16 protein-coding genes are annotated in these 18,900 nt (G+C 58.8%); 4 read left to right on the top strand and 12 right to left on the bottom strand.

The features are described from left to right. The 4 genes from ACMLHZ_RS03600 to ACMLHZ_RS03585 form a co-directional block, all read right to left on the bottom strand. Positions 1-574: dTDP-glucose 4,6-dehydratase (locus ACMLHZ_RS03600; RefSeq protein ID WP_418666429.1), on the bottom strand; the 574-nt coding region annotated here is incomplete at its 3' end. 48 nt (positions 575-622) lie between these two features. Continuing rightward, a complete protein-coding gene (gene rfbD / locus ACMLHZ_RS03595; RefSeq protein ID WP_418666428.1) occupies positions 623-1,528 on the bottom strand; it encodes a dTDP-4-dehydrorhamnose reductase in 906 nt (301 codons plus the stop codon). Positions 1,529-1,553: 25 nt separating this feature from the next. Then, positions 1,554-2,441 carry a glucose-1-phosphate thymidylyltransferase RfbA gene (gene rfbA, locus ACMLHZ_RS03590; RefSeq protein WP_418666427.1) on the bottom strand — a complete coding sequence of 296 codons (888 nt, stop codon included), beginning with the start codon at positions 2,439-2,441 and terminating at the stop codon, positions 1,554-1,556. Positions 2,442-2,556: 115 nt separating this feature from the next. Then, a complete protein-coding gene (locus ACMLHZ_RS03585) occupies positions 2,557-3,324 on the bottom strand; it encodes a glycosyltransferase family 2 protein (protein ID WP_418666426.1) in 768 nt (255 codons plus the stop codon). 150 nt (positions 3,325-3,474) lie between these two features. Between ACMLHZ_RS03585 and ACMLHZ_RS03580 the strand changes: the two genes are divergently transcribed. After that, entirely contained in the window at positions 3,475-4,056 is a 582-nt protein-coding gene (locus ACMLHZ_RS03580) for a DUF6434 domain-containing protein (protein ID WP_418666425.1), read from the top strand. 57 nt (positions 4,057-4,113) lie between these two features. On the opposite strand, the gene ACMLHZ_RS03575 is transcribed toward ACMLHZ_RS03580, so the two are convergent. Next, the gene (locus ACMLHZ_RS03575; protein ID WP_418666424.1) at positions 4,114-4,884 is read right to left on the bottom strand and encodes a LuxR C-terminal-related transcriptional regulator; all 771 of its coding nucleotides are present in this window, start codon (positions 4,882-4,884) and stop codon (positions 4,114-4,116) included. A gap of 349 nt (positions 4,885-5,233) precedes the next feature. Here ACMLHZ_RS03575 and aguA point away from each other — a divergent pair, with 349 nt between their 5' ends. Continuing rightward, on the top strand, positions 5,234-6,334 hold the full coding sequence (gene aguA / locus ACMLHZ_RS03570) for an agmatine deiminase (RefSeq protein ID WP_418666423.1): 1,101 nt from the start codon (positions 5,234-5,236) through the stop codon (positions 6,332-6,334). Between the two features lie 97 nt (positions 6,335-6,431). Here the strand turns inward: aguA and ACMLHZ_RS03565 are convergent, their stop codons facing one another. Further along, positions 6,432-6,749 carry a helix-turn-helix domain-containing protein gene (locus ACMLHZ_RS03565; protein WP_418666422.1) on the bottom strand — a complete coding sequence of 106 codons (318 nt, stop codon included), beginning with the start codon at positions 6,747-6,749 and terminating at the stop codon, positions 6,432-6,434. A gap of 166 nt (positions 6,750-6,915) precedes the next feature. Here ACMLHZ_RS03565 and ACMLHZ_RS03560 point away from each other — a divergent pair, with 166 nt between their 5' ends. After that, positions 6,916-8,853, top strand: coding sequence for an LPXTG cell wall anchor domain-containing protein (locus ACMLHZ_RS03560; protein ID WP_418666421.1), 1,938 nt, complete (start codon positions 6,916-6,918; stop codon positions 8,851-8,853). A gap of 74 nt (positions 8,854-8,927) precedes the next feature. Next, the gene (locus ACMLHZ_RS03555; protein WP_418666420.1) at positions 8,928-9,707 is read left to right on the top strand and encodes a class B sortase; all 780 of its coding nucleotides are present in this window, start codon (positions 8,928-8,930) and stop codon (positions 9,705-9,707) included. Positions 9,708-9,811: 104 nt separating this feature from the next. Here ACMLHZ_RS03555 and ACMLHZ_RS03550 read toward each other — a convergent pair whose 3' ends face one another. From ACMLHZ_RS03550 to ACMLHZ_RS03525, 6 genes are all read right to left on the bottom strand, one after another. Continuing rightward, on the bottom strand, positions 9,812-12,520 hold the full coding sequence (locus tag ACMLHZ_RS03550) for a response regulator (RefSeq protein ID WP_418666430.1): 2,709 nt from the start codon (positions 12,518-12,520) through the stop codon (positions 9,812-9,814). A gap of 297 nt (positions 12,521-12,817) precedes the next feature. Next, the gene (locus ACMLHZ_RS03545; RefSeq protein WP_418666419.1) at positions 12,818-14,089 is read right to left on the bottom strand and encodes a 4Fe-4S dicluster domain-containing protein; all 1,272 of its coding nucleotides are present in this window, start codon (positions 14,087-14,089) and stop codon (positions 12,818-12,820) included. Further along, positions 14,064-14,912: a carbohydrate ABC transporter permease gene (locus ACMLHZ_RS03540; RefSeq protein WP_418666418.1), complete on the bottom strand. Its 849-nt coding sequence runs from the start codon at positions 14,910-14,912 to the stop codon at positions 14,064-14,066. The genes ACMLHZ_RS03545 and ACMLHZ_RS03540 overlap by 26 nt, the downstream gene beginning before the upstream one ends. Beyond that, positions 14,912-15,766 carry a carbohydrate ABC transporter permease gene (locus ACMLHZ_RS03535; protein ID WP_418666417.1) on the bottom strand — a complete coding sequence of 285 codons (855 nt, stop codon included), beginning with the start codon at positions 15,764-15,766 and terminating at the stop codon, positions 14,912-14,914. Before ACMLHZ_RS03535 ends, ACMLHZ_RS03540 begins: the two co-directional genes overlap by 1 nt. Before the next feature lie 80 nt (positions 15,767-15,846). Further along, complete coding sequence (locus tag ACMLHZ_RS03530) at positions 15,847-17,136, bottom strand: ABC transporter substrate-binding protein (RefSeq protein WP_418666416.1); 1,290 nt, start codon at positions 17,134-17,136, stop codon at positions 15,847-15,849. 19 nt (positions 17,137-17,155) lie between these two features. Beyond that, positions 17,156-18,778, bottom strand: coding sequence for a DUF5597 domain-containing protein (locus tag ACMLHZ_RS03525; protein WP_418666415.1), 1,623 nt, complete (start codon positions 18,776-18,778; stop codon positions 17,156-17,158). Positions 18,779-18,900: the final 122 nt, after the last annotated feature.

Genomic DNA, 18,900 nt, shown 5'->3' with positions numbered 1-18,900 from the left:
GCCCGTAGTTGTTCGAGCAGCGGGTGATGTTCACCGGCATGCCGTAGGTGTCGTGAAAGGCCATCACAAACATGTCCGCGCTGGTCTTGGAGGCCGAGTAGGGGCTGTGGGGGCACAGGGGCGTGGTCTCCACAAAATAGCCGTCCTCGCCCAGGCTGCCGTACACCTCGTCGGTGGATACCTGCAAAAACTTTTTGCCCACGGCCCACCGGCCGTCCTTATACCAGGCGTTCTTGGCGCACTGCAAAAGGTTCACGGTGCCCAGCACGTTGGTCTCCACAAAGATCTCGGGGTTCGTGATGCTGCGGTCCACGTGGCTCTCGGCCGCAAAGTTGATCACGCAGTCGAACCCGTATTTTTCAAACAGGCCGCTCACCAGCTCCCGGTCGCAGATGTCCCCCTGCACAAAGATATGCCTGGGGTCGCCCAGCACTCCCTTCAAATTTTCCAGGTTGCCCGCGTAGGTCAGCTTATCTAGATTTACAAGCTGGATATCTTTGTATTTGTTCAACATATGGTAAACAAAATTGGAACCGATAAAACCGGCGCAGCCGGTAATGAGATAACGTTTCATGGGTGTTTTATACCTCCCGATCTTTTTGTGAACGCGGGGCCGCCCCGCTCATTCCTCCGGCTGCCAGTGGGCGAAATAGTCCGCCAGTGCCTCGCGCCAGGGGCGCATCCCGTTGCCCACGGTGCAGGCCAGCATCCGGTTTTCCAGCGCCGACCAGGCCGGGCGGCAGGCCGCCGCCGGGTGCTTTGCCGCGTATTCCTCGCTGGAGCAGGGGGTCACCTGGGCGTCCACCCCGGCCAGCCGAATGATCTCGGCGGCAAAATCGTACCAGCTGCAAACTCCCTCGCCGGTGCAGTGGTACACGCCGTAGTCGTGGCTCACCGCCAGCTTCAGCAGGTGGTGGGCCAGATCTTCCGCGTTGGTGGGGTTGCCCAGCTGGTCGTTCACCACCTCCAGCTTTCCGAACTTTTTGCCCGCCGCCACCATGGTCTTTACAAAGTTTTTGCCCGCCGCGCCGTACAGCCAGGCCGTGCGCACGATAAAATAGCGGCGGCAGAAATCCCGCACGTATTCCTCGCCCAGGGCCTTGGTCTTGCCGTACACGCTGATGGGCGCTGGCCGCTCGCTCTCGTCCAGCGGGCGGCCGCCGTTCGCGGCCCCGCTGAACACATAGTCGGTGGAAACGTGGATCAGCCGCGCGCCGATCTTCTCGGCCGCCTGCGCCAGGTTTGCCGCGCCCACCGCGTTCACCTTAAAAGCCGCTTCCGGCTGCTGCTCGCAGCCGTCCACATTGGTAAAGGCCGCGCAGCTGATGATGGTGTCCGGCTGGTGGCGCCGCACAAAGGCGATGGTTTCCAGCCGGTTGGTAATATCCAGCTCGCCCAGGTCGGTGGCGATCACGCTGGCATTTTTCAGCCGCTCGGGCATGGGCCCCAGGGCGCTGCCGCCCCGGCGCAGCTGGCGCTGCAGCTCGGTGCCCAGCTGCCCCTGCGCGCCGGTAATGAGTATTTTCATGTTTTCGTCCTCCTGGCCCAAGGGGTCAATACTTGATCTTCGCGTCGGCCACCCGCTTCAAATGCTCGCCGTAGGGGCTTTTGCCATACCGGGCGGCGCTCTCCAGCAGCTTTTCCTTGCTGATCCAGCCGTTTTTGTAGGCAATCTCCTCCGGGGCCGAAATCTTGATGCCCTGGCGCTGTTCCACCATGCGCACAAAGTCCGCCGCGTCCACCAGGCTGTCCATGGTGCCGGTGTCCAGCCAGGCAAACCCGCGGCCCAGCAGCTGCACGTCCAGCTTCTTTTTCTCCAGATACATGGCGTTCAGGGTGGTGATCTCCAGCTCCCCCCGGGCGCTGGGCTTCACCTGTTTTGCCTGCCCGCTCACCCCGCCCGGGTAAAAATACAGCCCGGTAATGGCATAGTTCGACTTGGGGCAGGCGGGCTTTTCCTCCACGCTGATCACGTGGCCCTCCCCGTCGAACTCCACAATGCCAAACCGCTCGGGGTCGTTCACGTAATAGCCGAACACCGTGGCCCGGCCCTCCTGCTCGGCGCTGCGCACCGCCGCCTTTAAAATGCGGGAAAAGCCGTTGCCGTAAAAGATATTGTCCCCCAAAATCATGGCGCAGCACTCGCCGCCAATGAACTCTTCTCCCAGCAAAAAGGCCTGGGCCAGCCCGTCCGGGCTGGGCTGCACCTTATACGAGAGGTGCAGCCCGTACTGGCTGCCGTCGCCCAGCAGGTGTTCAAAGCGGGGGGTGTCCTCCGGGGTCGAGATGATCAGGATGTCCTGAATGCCCGCCAGCATCAGGGTCGAAAGGGGGTAATAGATCATGGGCTTGTCATACACCGGCAGCAGCTGCTTGCTGGTGACCATGGTCAGGGGGTACAGCCGGGTGCCGGCTCCCCCCGCAAGGATGATGCCTTTCATCAAATTCGCTCCTTTTGCGCCCGGGCAGCGCCGGGCAAAACGATTTTGTGGGCTTGACACAAAGCGGAAGCCACACCCGCTGTATACAACGTAAAACGCTGGGGGTGCCCCGGCCTTATTTCAGCCGGAACCCCCATTTGCAAAAATATCGGCCCATGCTTTTCACCTGCATCCAAAAGGGCTTCAGGCTCTTGTTCGGGGCGCGGTGCCAGGCGTGGTAGGCGGTGCACTGGGGCAGGTAATACACCAGCCCCCTCTGCCGCGCCTTCTGGGTGATGTCGGCGTCCTCCACATACATGAAGTACCCCTCGTCGAAGCCGCCGATCTGGCGGAACACCTCGGTGCGCATGCAAAAAAAGCTGCCGGTGCAGAACTCGATGGGGGTGGGCTTTGTCAGGTCCTCGTCCAGCATGGCATAGTGCGCGCCGAACCTTGCAAGGCCCGGCACCCCCTGCCGCGCGGCCAGGCCCAGCAGGCTCGGCCTGCGCTTGGGCAGCACCTGCTCGCGCCCGTCGGGGAACAGCAGCCGCGGGGTGGCCATCACCGCCTCGGGGTGGTCATCCATCCAGTCGCACACGCCGTTCAGCACATCGCTGTCCACCAGGATATCCGGGTTCAGCACAAAGTGGTACTCGCTGTCCAAAAGGGGCAGCACCTGGTTGTGCCCCTTGCCAAAGCCCAGGTTTTGGGGCAGGCGCAGCAGCTTCACCCGGGGGTCCCGCACCGCCTGCGCCAGCGCCTCGCCCGCGCCGTCCGGGCTCGCGTTGTCCACCAAATACACCTGCAGCTCGCAGCCCCCGGTGTGCCGCAGCACCGACTCCACGGCCCGCAGAACCTCATCGGCCCCGGTATAGCACACGATACAGGCACTGATCTTGCGCATGGCGGCCCTCCCCAAGATAAAAAGAATCAGATATAGTATACCACGTTTGCCCCCCGCGCGCAATAAAAGCGCCCCCGGCGGCCCGTGGCCGCCATTGAAAAAGCCCTGGGGATATGGTACCATAAAATCACGACAGGAGGGGGAGTCAACATGGCGGACCGACCACAGCTCAGCAAAAACCTGGACCCAAATACGTTCCGGAGCTTTTATTACCTCAAAGAAGAGCTGGTTGCTTTTTGCAAAAAGCAGGGGCTGCCCGCCGGCGGCGGCAAGCTGGAGCTGACCGGGCGCATCGCATACTATCTCTCCACCGGCGAGGCGCCGCCCGCCCCCGTCCCGGCTCCCCGCCGGGCCAAGCCCCCGGCAGGGCCCATCACCCCCGAAACGCTCATCGAGCCGGGCTTTGTGTGTTCCGAGCGGCACCGGGCCTTTTTTCGCGGGCAGCTCGGTCCCGGCTTCTCCTTCAACGTCCCCTTTCAAAAATGGCTCAAGGCAAACGCCGGCAAAACCTACCGGCAGGCCGCCGAGGCCTACCTCTTGCTTCTGGAAGAAAAAAAGGCCGGCAAGCCCCCCATCGACAAACAGTTTGAATACAATACCTATATCCGGGCCTTTTTTGCCGCGAACCCCGGCAAAACCCTGCCGCAGGCCATCCTGTGCTGGAAACGCAAAAAGGCGCTTGCCGGCCACAACCGCTACGAAGCCGCCGACCTGGCGGCCCTGAACGAATAAGAGCAAAGGCCGCCCCAAGGGGCGGCCTTTGCTCTTATTCGTATCGGCGCGCCCGGCTCAGCGCTCCTCGTATACCCGGCTCAGCAGCTGTGCACGGCTGGTCACGCCCAGCTTGCGGAACACGCTGTTCACATGCTTTTTCACCGTGTTCTCACTGATAAACAGCGCCGCGGCGATCTCCCTGTTGGCCGCGCCCCGGCACACCTGCTGCAGCACCTCATACTCCCGCGCGGTCAGGCTGTAGCGCTCTACCAGCAGGCTTTCGCCCGCCTCCTTCTCTGCCCGCGGCCGCAGCCCGCCGGGCCAAAGCTTGCCGAAGTGGAGCGACAAATGGGCGGCCAACACCTCCAGCACAGCGAACTCCGCGTCGGTAAAATCGCCTGCGGCGCGCCCCCGGAATAGGGTCAGCGAACCGTACAGCCGCCCGCCCCAGCACAGGCTGCACCCCAGCCCGTAGTAAATGCCCATGGGCTTCATCCAGTTGCGGTAGATCAGGGTATCCTCCCGCAGCGCGTCGCTCACCACCTCGCTGTCCCGGTACACCAGCGTCTCCCCCGGCCGGAACAGCCAGCCGGTGTAATCCGAGGCCTGGTAGCAGCTGTAATACCGGCGCAGCTCCTCCTCGGTCATGTTCAGCGAGATCGGGCTGAAAAACTGCATCCGATCCCCCCGGCTGGCGCCCAGGTCAAAAAACGATTTTGTGTGGGGGATCAGCCCCTGTGCCCCCTCCAGGGCCAGGCGGCGCACCTCGTCCGGGTCCTCGCTGGCATAAACGGCCAGCAACAGCCGGTGGATGGCCTGCCATTGGGCATGGGTCAGCTCGGCCACGGCGGCCCCTCCTTTCGTTTCGCTTTGCGGTTATTATACCATGAACACGAAGTGTGAATGGTATAATGGGCAATTCCGCCGGTTGCCGCGCAGCGGCGAGGCGGATGCCTTAAGATAAGTCGGTATAATAACCGCTTTGCGGTTATTATACCATAAATCCGCCCCGGGGCAAAGGTACCAGCCGGTCCGCCGGCCTGGTACCCGCTGGCCCAAAAGTTCTAAACGCGCAAGTTCACAAAGCCGGGTCATTGCTTTGCCCTGCCCTGCGGGCTATGCTAAGGGTAACCAAACGCCGCCCGTCCCGGGCGGCAAAAACGCTTAAAACACTTTGAAAAGGAGAATGTTCATCATGCGCACCATCACCGACTCCACCCCCCGCAAGGACGGCTTCCGCATGCCCGGCGAATTTGAGGAGCACAAGCAGGCCTGGATGCTCTGGCCCGAGCGGCCCGACAACTGGCGCAACGGCGCAAAGCCCGCCCAGCAGGTGTTCGCCAACGTGGCCAATGCCATCGCACAGTTCGAGCCCATCACCGTGGGCGTCAGCGACGCCCAGTTCGAAAACGCCCGCCGCCTTCTGGGCGAGAACGTGCGCGTGGTCGAAATTTCCAGCAACGACAGCTGGGTGCGGGACTGCGGCCCCACCTTCGTGAAAAACGACAAGGGCGAGGTGCGCGCCGTCAATTGGGACTTCAACGCCTGGGGCGGCCTGTTCGACGGCCTGTACTTCCCTTGGGACAAGGACGACCGGGTCCCTGCCAAAATCTGCAACATCGAAAATGTGGATATGTACAAGCCCGATCACTTTGTGCTGGAGGGCGGTTCCATCCATGTGGACGGCGAGGGCACCCTGGTGGTCACCGAGCAGTGCCTGCTGAGCCCGGGCCGCAACCCGGAACTCACCAAGGAGCAGATCGAGGAATACCTGCGCCAGTACCTGAATGTGGATAAGATCATCTGGCTGCGCGAGGGCATGGACCCGGACGAGACCAACGGCCATGTGGACGACGTGTGCTGCTTTGCCCGCCCGGGCGAGGTGGTCATTCCCTGGACCGACGATCAGGACAACCCCTTCTACCGCGTCTGCCACATGGTCTACGAGGATCTGGCCGGCCAGACCGACGCCAGGGGCCGCACCCTCACCATCCACAAGATCCCCCTGCTCAAGGAGCAGGTGTTCATCACCCAGGAGGAAGCCGAGGGCATCGACCCCATGCCCGGCTCTGCTCCCCGCGTGGCGGGCGAGATGGCGGCGGCCTCGTACCTGAACTATCTCTTGGTAAACGGCGGCGTGATCGTGCCCCAGTTCGGCGATGAGAACGACGCGGCGGCCCTGGAAGCCCTGCGCCGCATCCACCCCGAGCGCAAGGTAGTGGGCGTTTATACCCGCGAGATCATCCTGGGCGGCGGCAACATCCACTGCATCACCCAGCAGCAGCCCAAAGCATAACCTCTTTCAATTTTTAAAAGCGCCGGTCGGCGGGTCATTGGCCTGCCGACCGGCGCTTTGCCGTGCAAAACGGGCGCGCCCTCTGCGGCGCGCCCGTTTAACTTTCCCTGCTGTGGCTTTGTTCAATATAATTGACAAGTTCGTAAACAAGATTCAGCTCCTGCGGGGTCAGCCCGCCCAGCGAAAGGGTGTTCGCGCTGGAAAGCCCCAGCAGGTAATCGCTGCTCACCCGAAACAGGCGCGCCATGTCGATCAGGTAGCCGGCGGTGGGCAGGTTGACCCCCTGTTCCCAGGCGCTGGCGGTGGCCCGGGTCACGTTCAGCCGGCGCGCGAACTCTGCCTGTGACATATTTCGTTGTTCGCGCAGCCCGCGGATCCGTTCCCCGATCGTCATCTTTTTTACCTTTCCTGCCATCCCGTTCTCCCGTTGCCGGTCGGTTCAATTCTATCATGCCAGATGTATGGTTTTTTATACTTTATATGTATAAATATATTGACATACCTGTTTAAAAAGATTACACTAACAGTAAACATGCCGCCCCGGCATGCCCGATTGAACGCAACGCAAGGAGGAACTAAAAATGAAGCAAAAGATCCTGGCGGCAGCTCTGGCCCTAGCCATGCTGTTCGCCCTGCTGCCCGCCGCCGCGTGGGCCGAAGAGCTGCCCGCCGCGGTGGAGCCCACCCCGCAGGCCCAACAGGAACAGGCGGAGCCGGACCGTGTCCTGGAAGAACCGGCGCAAGAGCCGCCCGTTCTCCCCGCACAGCCGGAACAGGAGCCGTCCGAAAAAGCGCAGCAAGATTCCGCCCTGCAGGGCGAGCCTCCTGCCGAATCAGTGGCGTCCTTACTCAACTTCCAGGGCAACGTTCTGTATACCAGGGGAACCGCCGTCACCATCACCGCAAACGGCAACGGTATCGATGTGACCTATATGCGCGCCCCGGATCAGCCCGAGACCATCACCTACTCTGGTCAGGACGCCGTGATTTTCGGCGGCGGCACCGATGAAGAAAATTATCATCAGGCCTCCATCACCCTCAACAGCGGTACTGTGAGCACCCTTTACGGCGGCGGCCATGGAGAGGATGAATCCGCTGATGTCAACGAAGTATCCATCGTCGTGAACGGCGGCAAAGTGACCAACTGTGTGTACGGCGGCGGCCTGAACCGCTCGGTCGTTCACAGCGCCTCTATCGTTGTAAATAACGGCACCATCGCCGAGTACGCCCTGGGCGGCGGCGCAATGGATAACACCTTTGGCTCCCAGAAAGACCAGAAGCCTTCGTTTATCACTGCTCTTGACGGCACCGCCGTCAACCGCACCCTCAAAGCCAGTGTGGTGGTGAACGGCGGCACCGTAAACTACCCCATGGGCGGCGGCCAGAACTATTCCTATGTGGGCGACACCCGCGTGGAACTGAACGGCGGTTCTTGCATCGAGCTTGTGGCCGGCGGCTCCAACGGTTACACCGCCGAAAGCACCGTGACCGTGAGCGGCGGCAGCGTGACCGGCTGCCTGCACACCGTCAACCGGGGCGCCGTGGGCGAGGCCGTGTTGAACCTGAACGGCGGCACTGTATATGATCTTTACTACGGCTGGAACCCCGCAGATCAGAGCAGCGAGGGCCCCACCACCCTTTCCAAGGGAGGCGGCGTGCGCACCGCCCTGACCGTATATTACAAGGGTGCCACAGTAAACGGCTCCATCGACAAAACCAACGGCATCCAAGCGAGCGCCAAGGTGGTAGAGGTCAAAACCAACACCGCCGCGCCCGAGGCCGTGGCCCCGGAGGCCCCGGACGCCGACAAGCAGGCCAAGGTGGACGCGGCCATCAAAAACGCCGTCACAGGCGGCGGCGCTGAATCCCCCAAAACAGGCAGCACGGTCGTTACCACTACGCTGGACAACGACCAGACCGCCAAGGATCTGCTGAAAAACCCCGCCATGACCGCCCCCGAGGAGGGCTTTGCGGAAATCGTAAAGAACATGGAGGTAGGCGACGCGGACACGACCTTGGTGCTCAGCAAGAACATTTCCGCGGTGAATACCGACGACAGCGGAAAAATCACCTCGCTGGTTTTTGACGTGGCGCCCATCCAAGTATCGAGCGATACCGCGGTGCGGTTGGCCAGCCTGCCCTCCGCCCTCACCTTCCGCCTGCCTCTGCCCGCAGATTGGGCGACCGATTACGCCACCGTAAGGCACACACATGACGCCGTGGTGACCACCAGTGAACACACTGTAAAAGCGGGCGAGGGCAGCAGCAAATACATCGAACTCAGCACCAGCACCTTCAGCCCCTTCGAGGTTTCTCCCCTGGCGGCGCTCACCCCCGCGCCCAAGCCCGACCAGGGCTCTGGTAGCGGCGGCGAGGCCACTCCCTCCAAGGCGGTGGTGGTAAGCCTGCTGGACTCCACCCCCAAGACCGGCGCGAGCTTTGCGCTGGCCGCCCTGCTGCTGGCTGCCTGCGCTCTCGCGGGCCTCGGCGCGCTCTCGCTGCGCCGCAAAAAGCAGTAACTCCTTTACCTCATGTTTCCAACAAAAGGGGCCGCCCGCGGGCGGCCCCTTTTCCTGAAAGGAGAGTTGTTCCCATGTTCCGTTCCTGGCTTCGCCGCCGCCTGCCCCTTGTCTGCTTTGCGCTCTCCCTGGCCTGTTTTCTTCTGTTCGGCGGCCTGCTGGTCCGCCGGGCCCTGGGCGGCGGCCAGCCCCCGCCTCCCAGCCAGTCCTTTTCCGCCCCGGCAAGCGGCGCTGCGGCCCCGACCCCCGACCCCTGGGCGCTGAACGAACAGGGCGTGCTGAACATTTACGCGCCCTATGCCGCCCAAAACCCCGACATGGTGGGCTGGCTGAAGATCGAGGGCACCAACATCGACTACCCGGTGGTGCGCACCCCCGGCAACAACGAAAAATACCTGCGCAAAGGCTTCGACGGGGCCTACAGCGAGGGCGGCACCCTGTTTCTCGACGAGCGCTGCGACCCCGCAAAACCCACAGCCAACCTGATGATCTATGGCCACGACATGAACGACGGCAGCATGTTCGGGGAATTGCAAGCCTACGCCAGCGAGACCTACGGGGCCGCGCACCCCGTCATCTGCTTCGACACCCTCACCCAGCCCGGCCAATACCGGCTGCTGGCCGCCTTTTACAGCCAGGTGTATTACAACACCGACACCTGCTTTAAGTATTACCAGTTCTTCGACGCGGAGAACGAGGCCGCATTCGACGGGTATGTGACCAACGCAAAGGCCCTGGCCGAATACGACACCGGCGTCACGGCAGAATACGGCGACACCCTGCTCACCCTCTCCACCTGTTCCAACCATGTGGAAAACGGCCGCTTTGTGGTGGTGGCCAAAAAAATCGCCTGAAGGCACTCTCCGCCCTCCCCTTGCCCGCAAACCGCAAAAAGCAGGGAGCCTTTCCTCCCGGAAAAAGGCTCCCTGCTTTTTATCGCGCCCGACAAAGCCCGGCGTTATTTCATCCACCGCTGCAGCACTTCCACCAGGTAATCGATATCGATGGGCTTTGCCACATGGTCGTTCATTCCGGCGCTGTGCGCCTTCCCCAGATCCGCCGAAAAGGCGTTGGCCGTGAGCGCCAGAATGGGGATGGTCCGGGCGTCCCTGCGTTTCAGGGCACGGATGCCCCGTGTCGCCTCATATCCGTTCATCACCGGCATCTGAATGTCCATCAAAATGCAGCCGTATTCCCCAGGCGCGGAGGCCGCAAACCGCTCCACCGCGCACCGGCCGTTTTCCGCCTCGTCCACCTGCAGCCCCTGCATCTGCAGCAGCTCCACCGCGATCTCCCGGTTCAGGTCATTGTCCTCCACCAAAAGGACCTTTTTCCCTTTCAGCGGCGGGGTGATTTTTCTCTGGGGCAGGCACACCGGCTCCGGGTGCCTGCTGTGGCAGAACAGCTGGAACACGTGCAGCATTTTAGACTTGAAAAGCGGTTTTGTGATGAACGCGTCTGCTCCGGCACGCCGGAATTCCTCCTCGATGTCCGAGTAGTCATAGGCGGAAATCACAATAATGGGCACGTCCCCGCCCAGCTCCCCGCGAATCGCCCGCACCGTTTCCAGCCCGTTCATGCCGGGCATCTTCCAATCCAGGATCACGGCAAAAAAGTCGTCCGCCTCCTGGTGGGCCGCCGCCACCCGATCCACTGCCTCCTGGCCGGTGAGCACCCAGCAGCCCCGCATTCCCAGTTCGTTCAACAGGGCGGTCGCGCTCTCGCACACCATCTGGTCATCGTCCACCACCAGCACCGGCAGGCCGGCCAGTTCCGCGTCCTGCACCTGCTCTTCCCGATACAATTCCAGCGGCACCGAAACGATAAACTGGGTGCCCTGCCCCAGCTCGCTCTTCACCTCGATGGTGCCGTTCATCATGCGGACGATATTCTCGGTGATGGCCATGCCAAGGCCCGTGCCCTGGATCTTGCTGATCCTGGAATCCTCGGCCCGGGTAAAGGGCTCAAAAATGTGCGGCAGGAACTCCTGCGGCATACCGATCCCATTGTCGGCAAATACAAACTCGAACTGCCCCTTGTTTTCTATGATCGAAGGCAGCTCCCGCAGCCGCAGGCTGATCGTCCCCCTCTCCGGGGTGTATTTGATGGCGTTCGACAGCATGTTCATAAAAACCTGCTGCAGGCGGCCGCCGTCGGTCACAATCTTCTCGTGCCCGATCCCCGCGGCGCTGATGTGGAATTCCTGGTTTTTCTTTGCCATCAGCGGGTGGCAGATATCCATCACGTTCTGAAGCAGCTCCGGCAGCTCCACCACCTCTTCCACCAGGTCGATCTTGCCGCTCTCGATCTTGGACATATCCAGGATCTCGTTGATCAGGCTCAGCAGGTGGCGGCTGGAAACATTGATCTTATCCAGGCAGTCGTGCACCTTTTCGGGCGCATTCAGGTTCGCCTGCGCAATCACCGACATGCCCATGATCGCGTTCATGGGCGTGCGGATGTCGTGCGACATGGACGACAAAAAATTCGTCTTGGCGTCGTTGGCCACGCGGGCCAGCTCATAGGCTTCCTCCAGCGCCCTGCGCTGCCGCTCCTGCTCCCGGCGCTCCCTGGTCACGTCGATCCCAATGGTATAAAACGAGGGGATTCCGTCCCAGCTTTCCTCGCCGCGGGCATAGGCCAGGGTGATGGTCAGGATCTTGGTTTCACCGCTGCGGGTAATGGCCCTGGCTTCGGTCACCACGCTGTTTCCGGTGGCCATCAGCTCCTTCAGCATCCGCTCAAGCCGTTCCAGATCATCCGGGTGAAGATAAGTACACTGGGAGTGCAGCTCCTCCTCGAACTGTTTCTTTGTGTAGCCGATCAGGTCCAAAAAGTCCGCCCCGTACCAAAGCACGGTCCTGAAATCCCGGGCGTCCAGCCGGGCAAAGCCCCCGGGGATCGAGCGCACCAGGGCCTCGCGCTCCCGGTCCTTTTTGGCCAGCTTGTATTCGGCGCTGTACATATCGTGCGACAGCTCGATCCGCGCCCGCCGCCCCCTCCATTCCACGATCCGGTTCTTGATCATGAAAGTGCGCTCCAGCGTGGGGTTGTAAAACTCCCACTCGTAAAAGCGGTCCGCCCGCAGCTTTGCGTTGGTGCAGAAAGGGCAGGGGGACGTACGCCCCTGGATCACCTCATAGCACTTTCTCCCCAGCAGCTGGGCCGCGGGAAAGCCCAGCGTATCGCAGGACGCCTGGTTCAGATACAACAGCTCGTAGGTGTCCATATCGCTGATGTATACGTTGCCGCCATAGGAATCCATCATCCAGCGGAAATACTGCCGTTTTTGCTCGTGCAGGCGGGCCTGCTCCTCTTTTTCCTGTACCAGCGCGCTCACGTCGGTGAGCACGGCCTGGAACACCGGCTGTGCCCCGCCGCCCAGAACGCTGCCCGAAAGACGCACCCAGGCCTGCCCGCCCGCCTTTTGGGGCAGCGGCAGGGTCAGCTCCAGGCTCTTTTGATCCGCCTGGGCGCGGGCCACCCCAGCCTGCAGCGCCCCAAACGCCTCCGGCCTCCCCGCATAATACTGCCGCAGGCTCTTAAAACGCTCCTCAAATTCTTCCCGCGAATAGCCCGTATCGCTGAAAAAGCGGGCATTTCCCCATAAAAAAGTCAGTTCTTCGTCTGCCCCGCAGCGGATTGCACCGGCGCTCAGCGCATCCATTGCCACAAAATATGCCGCCTCGGGTCCGGGGCGATCCCCGGGCTCTCCGCCGTGATATTCGCGCTCCATTTTTCCAGCCCTTTCTTCCATTCAATACTCCGCGGGCCTCGAGCCTCCCGGGCGGCCATAATTGGTTATATTATATCAATTTCCCACCGCAAAAGCAATGCACAGAACAGCCCGCTCCGACCGCATTTCCGTGCGAAAGGCCCAGTTCCCAACAGGCTGCATGTAGCTTGGAAGGAAAGAAGTTTGTGCTTTTACACCACCAAGGGGCCAGTTCTGTTCCAAATTCTTTTACAGCTTTGCCAACTCCTGCCCGGGGCGTACATTTTCTTCCTCCGTGGCAAGATTATCCTGCGGTAACGTATAGCCCTTTAAGTATTCCGGCGGTTCTACGCACACCATAGTGAGCGCTTTTGTAGGGCAGGTTTCAGCGCAGCATCCACAGCCCATACAGGTTTCGGTAACCACAAAGGGCCTTTCTTTCCTGGCAGTTTTGTTATATCGCATATCAATGGCGCCAAACAGGCATCTCTCGGTGCGGCACTTTTCGCAGCCAATGCATTTTTGCGGATCCACCACAGCGCGAAACCGAGATTTGCCATAGTATTTCCAGGGCTTAAACGCAGTGCCAAGCTGCACAGTGGATTTTAACAGCACACAGGCATCCGGTGTGCACGAACACAGCACATCGCCAATTTGGTCCAGACGTTCGGCATGCTTGTTAATGTGGCAGTGAGGCTGTATTTTACCTTGCCGCTGCACATATTCAAATCCCTCCTTCCATGGAATGAGCCGGCCGATTTCCACCTTGGCTGCAATGCGGGCGGTATCGTTAAAGCACATGCACACATAAGGGTCAAGCCCCAGTTCCGGGTAACGGATGCGGCAGGCGCATTGGTTTTGGCACACCAGTTCGCGGGAGCGAAATATTTCTTTCATATTTTCGGCGGGCAGCAGGCCGGGATAATCTTTTACTGAATCATACCGTGGAATGATCCGCGCCTGCCCCATCCTGCCCTCTTTTTCCATTTTGGCTGCGATCCGCTGATCAATCTGAGCCACATCATTTTCCACAAAAAAGGAGAGCGCTTTGTAATAGGCATCGCCCAGCTTATCATACCAGCGACGGCTGTTTTGCAGATCGATCCAGGTGCCGCAGCTGGGGGTAATCACTGCACCCTTTTGGGTCCACATGATCTCACCGCTATAAAAGCGGTTTTCCAGCTGCTCGTCCACATACTGTTTGCTCATGCCCAGCCGGTCGGCAAAGGCCTGCGAACATTTGAATTCGCCCATCTCCGGGGTCCATTCTTCATCGGGCAAAGCCAACACTATCCGGGCGCTGTCCTCTTCCATTTTATAGGCCAGCAGCCAGGGCCAAAATTCAGAAGCTGCGGCCCGCGCATCAATCCGCTTGGCCAGTTCAAAAAAAACCGGGGGAATTTCGCGCTGAAAAATTTCGTTTACTCTTTCCAGCAGTTCCGGAGGCATTTTCCCTTCTTTACGCATGGTTTTCTCCTTTTGTCCTGTTTTGTAATCAACCCTTAATCGCCCCTGCGGCAATGCCTTCCACCAAATAGCGCTGCGCCAGCAAAAAGAACGCCACAATGGGCAGCATCGACACCACCGCTGCCGCAAAGCCCAGGTTGAAATTTGAACTGTATTGCCCAAAGAAAAAGTACTGTTGAATCGGCACGGTGCGCACCGCCTCCTTTTGCAGCACGATCAGTGAAATGTTAAACTCATTCCACATCCAGAGCACATGCAGCGCGGCCACCACCGCTGTGATTGGTTTGAGCAGCGGCAATACAATTTGAAAAAACGCCCGAAACGGTCCGCAGCCATCGGTTTGCGCCGCCTCTTCCAGTTCACGGGGAACTGATTTAACAAACCCCACATACAGAAAGGTGGCGTAAGGAATGCTGGTTCCCACCAAAATCAGAATCGCGCCCGCCAGGGTATTCATCAGGTGCATCGTTTTAAACATTTTGTAAATAGGCACCATAATCACCTGAAAAGGAACCATCAGGGCGGCAAGATACAGCTTTTCGCTAAAGCGAAACAGCCATTTATGCCTGTTTCGTGCGATCACATATCCCCCCATGGCCGAAAAAAGGGTGATAAACACCACCGAACAGGTCGTGGTAATGAGGCTGTTTCCAATGGCCGTGGAGAGCTTACTAACCCGAATGGCTTCTTTAAAGTTATCCCATTGGATGGGGTCAGGCCACGCTAAAACATTCCGGGCCGACTGCATGGGGTCCTTCATGGCAGTTAAAACCGCCAGCGCAAAGGGAAAAAGGTAAAGCAGCGCCAGAAGCACCGTAAGCACACTGGGCAGTGCGGCAACCGCTCTTGATTTTGTAAAGCCTCCACTCTTTTTCATCACAGCTCCACCTCTTTTTTGCGAAAAAACGATGACACACTGAGCCCAATCAGCACAAGCACCAGCATAAACAAAATGGATACCGCCTGGGCATAACCTGCTTTGCTGAACTCGTAAAAGTTCTGATAAATATAGATGGCCAATGTTTCAGAAGCGCCCGCCGGGCCGCCCCCTGTGGAGGAAAGCGTCATGGAAAACTCGCGCAGATAAGAGGTCAGTGTGAGAGTAACACAGACGGTAAAGGACGGCATGATCATAGGCAGTGTAATGTTGCAAAAGCGTTTCCATGTGCTTGCGCCGTCCACCACGGCTGCCTCATAAAGGTCCTTGGGTACATTTTTAAGGCCCGCGGTGTAGATAAGCATATTAATACCCACCGTACTCCAAACCGACATGAGGATAATGGCGGGAATGGCCAGTTGGGGGTCGCCCAAAGGGTTGTTCATGCCGAACACAAAAGGAACGACCTCCCGGTAAATATATTTCCATGTAAAAGCCACCAGCACGGTGCTAAGGCACAGGGGGATAAAAAACACTGTTTTGAACAGGTCTGCTCCACGCATTTTGCGGCAGACCAAAAGTGCCAGACCCAACGCCGCCACATTGTTGGCCAGGGTTCCAAACAGGCCAAATTTAAGAGTGTTTAAAAGCGGTGGTAGTATGGCCGCGTTTTTAAGAGCCCTTCCAAAGTTGTCGAAACCAATGTAATTGTAGTCTTTTGTAATGCCGTTCCAATCGGTAAGCGCAATATTGGCTCCCATAAAAAAGGGCACGGCAATGGCAAAACCAAACAACACAATACCGGGCAGCCACAGCGCATATTTATAAAATTCTTTTCGGGCCTTTTTGAGCATGATGATTTCGCCCCGCCTCTCTGTAAAATAGGCCCAAACGAGTTCCGCACAGCAGCGCAGCTCTTGTTTGAGCCTTAACCTTATGCTATTTTTGCAAATTCACTGTCTAAGGTTTTTGCAAAGCCTTCCACATCGGCTTGATCCGCCATCAAAAACCTTACCAATTCGGTGCAGTACGCTTTTTGGTATTCACCGGTAAAGGAGGCTGCCAGCGCCGAGGTGCTTAGCGCCCGGCCATCGGCCTCCACATCAAGAATATCCTGCAGCGCGGGTTCCACCTCGCCCTCAATCCCCTTTACTGTGGACAGGGTGCGGGCCAGCGTCTGGTATTTGCCTGCCATCTCTTTGCTGAGCATCACACTGAGCAGCAATTTAGCCGCTTCCTGCCGGGGTCCATTGTACACAATAAAACCACCGGGGTTTCCCAACGGCATTCTGCTGTCGGCAGGGTTTTCACTGGCAGGCAGCGCAAAAGCGCCCAGCCGCACATCCGGGTTTTTACTCTGGATCGCGTCCAGGGCAAAGAGGCCCCCAATCACCATTGCCGCGTCGCCCGTTGCCACCAGCTCACAGGCCTTGTTCCAGTCAGAGCCAAAGGCGTCGGCTTGTGTATAACGGGTACGCTCATAAATGCGCTGCATCGACTGGGCAAAAACCTCGTCGTCCGCAAAGCTGCTCTCACCGTTCATTTTGTTTACCGCCCAGTCGGGGTCGTTCTCAAACAAAGCCGGCACCGAATCGGCGTAGGTATCCACCAAAAGCGCCCAAACTTCCTGATACCCGGCTGCCAAAGGAGTAACTCCCGCGTCTTTCAATGTTTCCAACACATTGATCCATTCACTGTAGGTGGTGGGAACTTTCAGACCGTTCTGCTCAAAAATAGCTTTGTTGTAAAATACAAAGGAGCCGCCCATATCCTGTACAATAGAGTAAACGCCGTCGTTTACGCGGCCCGCGTCCACACCGGCGGCCATAATCGTGTCGAGCCAGGGCTCGGCCGAAAGGTCGGCGCAATAGTCCGCCGCCACAAATTCCTCCAGCAGGGCACGCGCCTGCAAATTATACAGATCCGGAGCATCATCGCTTTGAATCTTGGTTTTGAGCAAAGCCACATATTGATCGTAGGGCTGCACTTCAATCTCCACCGTAATCCAGGGATAGAGCTCATGGGTTTTGGCTGCAACATCCTGCGCCCAGGCAATGCGTGCTTCTTCCGCAAAATGATGCATCCACTTTATGGTTACCGGGGCAGGTTCTGCCGCGTCCTGTGAACCCGAAGCCGCAGCCGGGCCCGAGGCCGGCGCGCCGCAGCCCACAAGGGCAACCGTTAGCAACAGCACCGCCAAAAAAACCGCCAAAATCTTTTTCATTTGTCTTCCTCCTTTTTATTTACGCATCATCCCATGCGTTAGGGTTCATTTGAACGCGCACAAGGCCCACGTCTTGGGTCACCCATGCACCGTGATCCGTTTCGTCGCCGTTGCGCCGGCGGACACAATACCAGCGCTGCTCATCGTCCAGGTAACCTTCTTCCACCGAAAGGTAATCCCACTGGCGGGTTTGCATCCACTCGTTCATATTTGCGCCCGACAGCATTTGCCGGATGCTTTTTTGAGGCAGCAGCAACAGCCGAAACCCACTTCCTGCAATAAAAAATTCGTTCTTTGCCCGGGCGTTGATGAGCCCTCTTCCCCGCACGGCTGCTTTTCGCGCCGCCTGGGGCTGCATCAGACAGTGGGCAGTATCCAGCCATTCCAATGTGGGATCTATCGCTTTTTCTCCCCCTGTAAAAAAGCGGATCATACCCAAATAATCGCCAAAATCGATTACCTGATACCCAACATTCTCTTGCTGCACAACCGGCACAAGCGTGCCGGTTCGCTGCGTCAGTAAGGGCAAAGCGCTGTGCAGTATGGCCATACTTTCTGCAAAATCGGCCCCGGCCGCACTTAGGGTTCCCTCTTCATTCAGCAAAGAATCCACGCCGAAGGCATGCACCCCCACAAGCCGGCCTTCGCAGGCGGCTGTAAAAAGGTTTAGCGCTCCAGCCGGCGAGATGCTGCATTCAGGGATGTAAAGTGGGTTATCCGGTCTGGCATAGCGGCGAATCACCTCCCTGTAACGCTCTGTATCATTCACATAGATATCGGGCGCCACCGCAGCCAGATCCGGCGCGAAATGCCGCCACAGGCCCAGCACATTGTGGGTACCGCCGCCCGAAGGATAGCTTGCACCCGGTATTCCCCAATACATTTCCTTTAGCCAAACATTCACATAAACCGGCAGCGGGCAAACCGCTTTTGCTGTTTCAGCTAGGCTTTGTTCATACCGCGCTGTGTGATAAGCCGTAAAATATTCTCCTGCATAAAGCCCCAGCGCCGCTTGCCAGCCAGCCTTCAGGAGCGCGCCGTTTGCCCTCCAGGCAGCATGTACCGGGTCGTCGCCCCCCGCCTGCAGCCAAGCGAGCAGATCGGCAGGCAGCGGCTGTTGGAACAACGCTTCCGCCTCTGCGCCATAATCGCGGTCGCTTCCCAATATGCCCGGCTCGTTGTTGATTTGCACGGCAATTACTGTTTGTTCCACTCGGTTCAGCGCGCATACTTCCCGCATCAGCGCTTCAAAGGCCCGCCGTTCCTCCTCAAGGTTTTGCCGCAAAACCGCCGACAGGCAGCACAGGGGCACGCCGTCCGCGCCCACTACAAAGCGCTCTTTCTGTATTTTAAGCCATCCAGGCAAATAATGGGAGGTGCCGTTTTTCCAAGAGCCGAACCACAGCACCACCGCTTTCAGCTTGTTTGCTCGGGCAACCTCCATCAAGTTGTGCAATTGGGTAAAATCGTATACACCCCGCTCGGGCTCCAGCAATTCCCACATAACCGGAGCGGCGATGGTGTTGGCGTGGATGAGCTTAAGAGAGGGGATTGCCCGCTCCAGGTCAGCCCGGTTGTAAGCAGTGGAATTGTGCACCTGGCCGCCAAGTGAAAAAAATGGCTTATCGTTCACCTCAAACATATGTGGCCTCCTTGCTGGTTTCTGGCATCATCATAGCACAGGCCTTTCGATTCCCCGCAGTTTTTGGGGCAAAACGCACAAAACCACTGTTATTCGGTATGTTTTTTTGGATAACCGGCGCG

It is taken from the genome of Allofournierella sp., assembly GCF_048388525.1.
Taxonomy (GTDB): Bacteria; Bacillota; Clostridia; order Oscillospirales; family Ruminococcaceae; genus BQOK01.
Note: the sequence above shows the minus strand (reverse complement) of the source record. Positions and strands in the feature narration are given on the sequence as shown.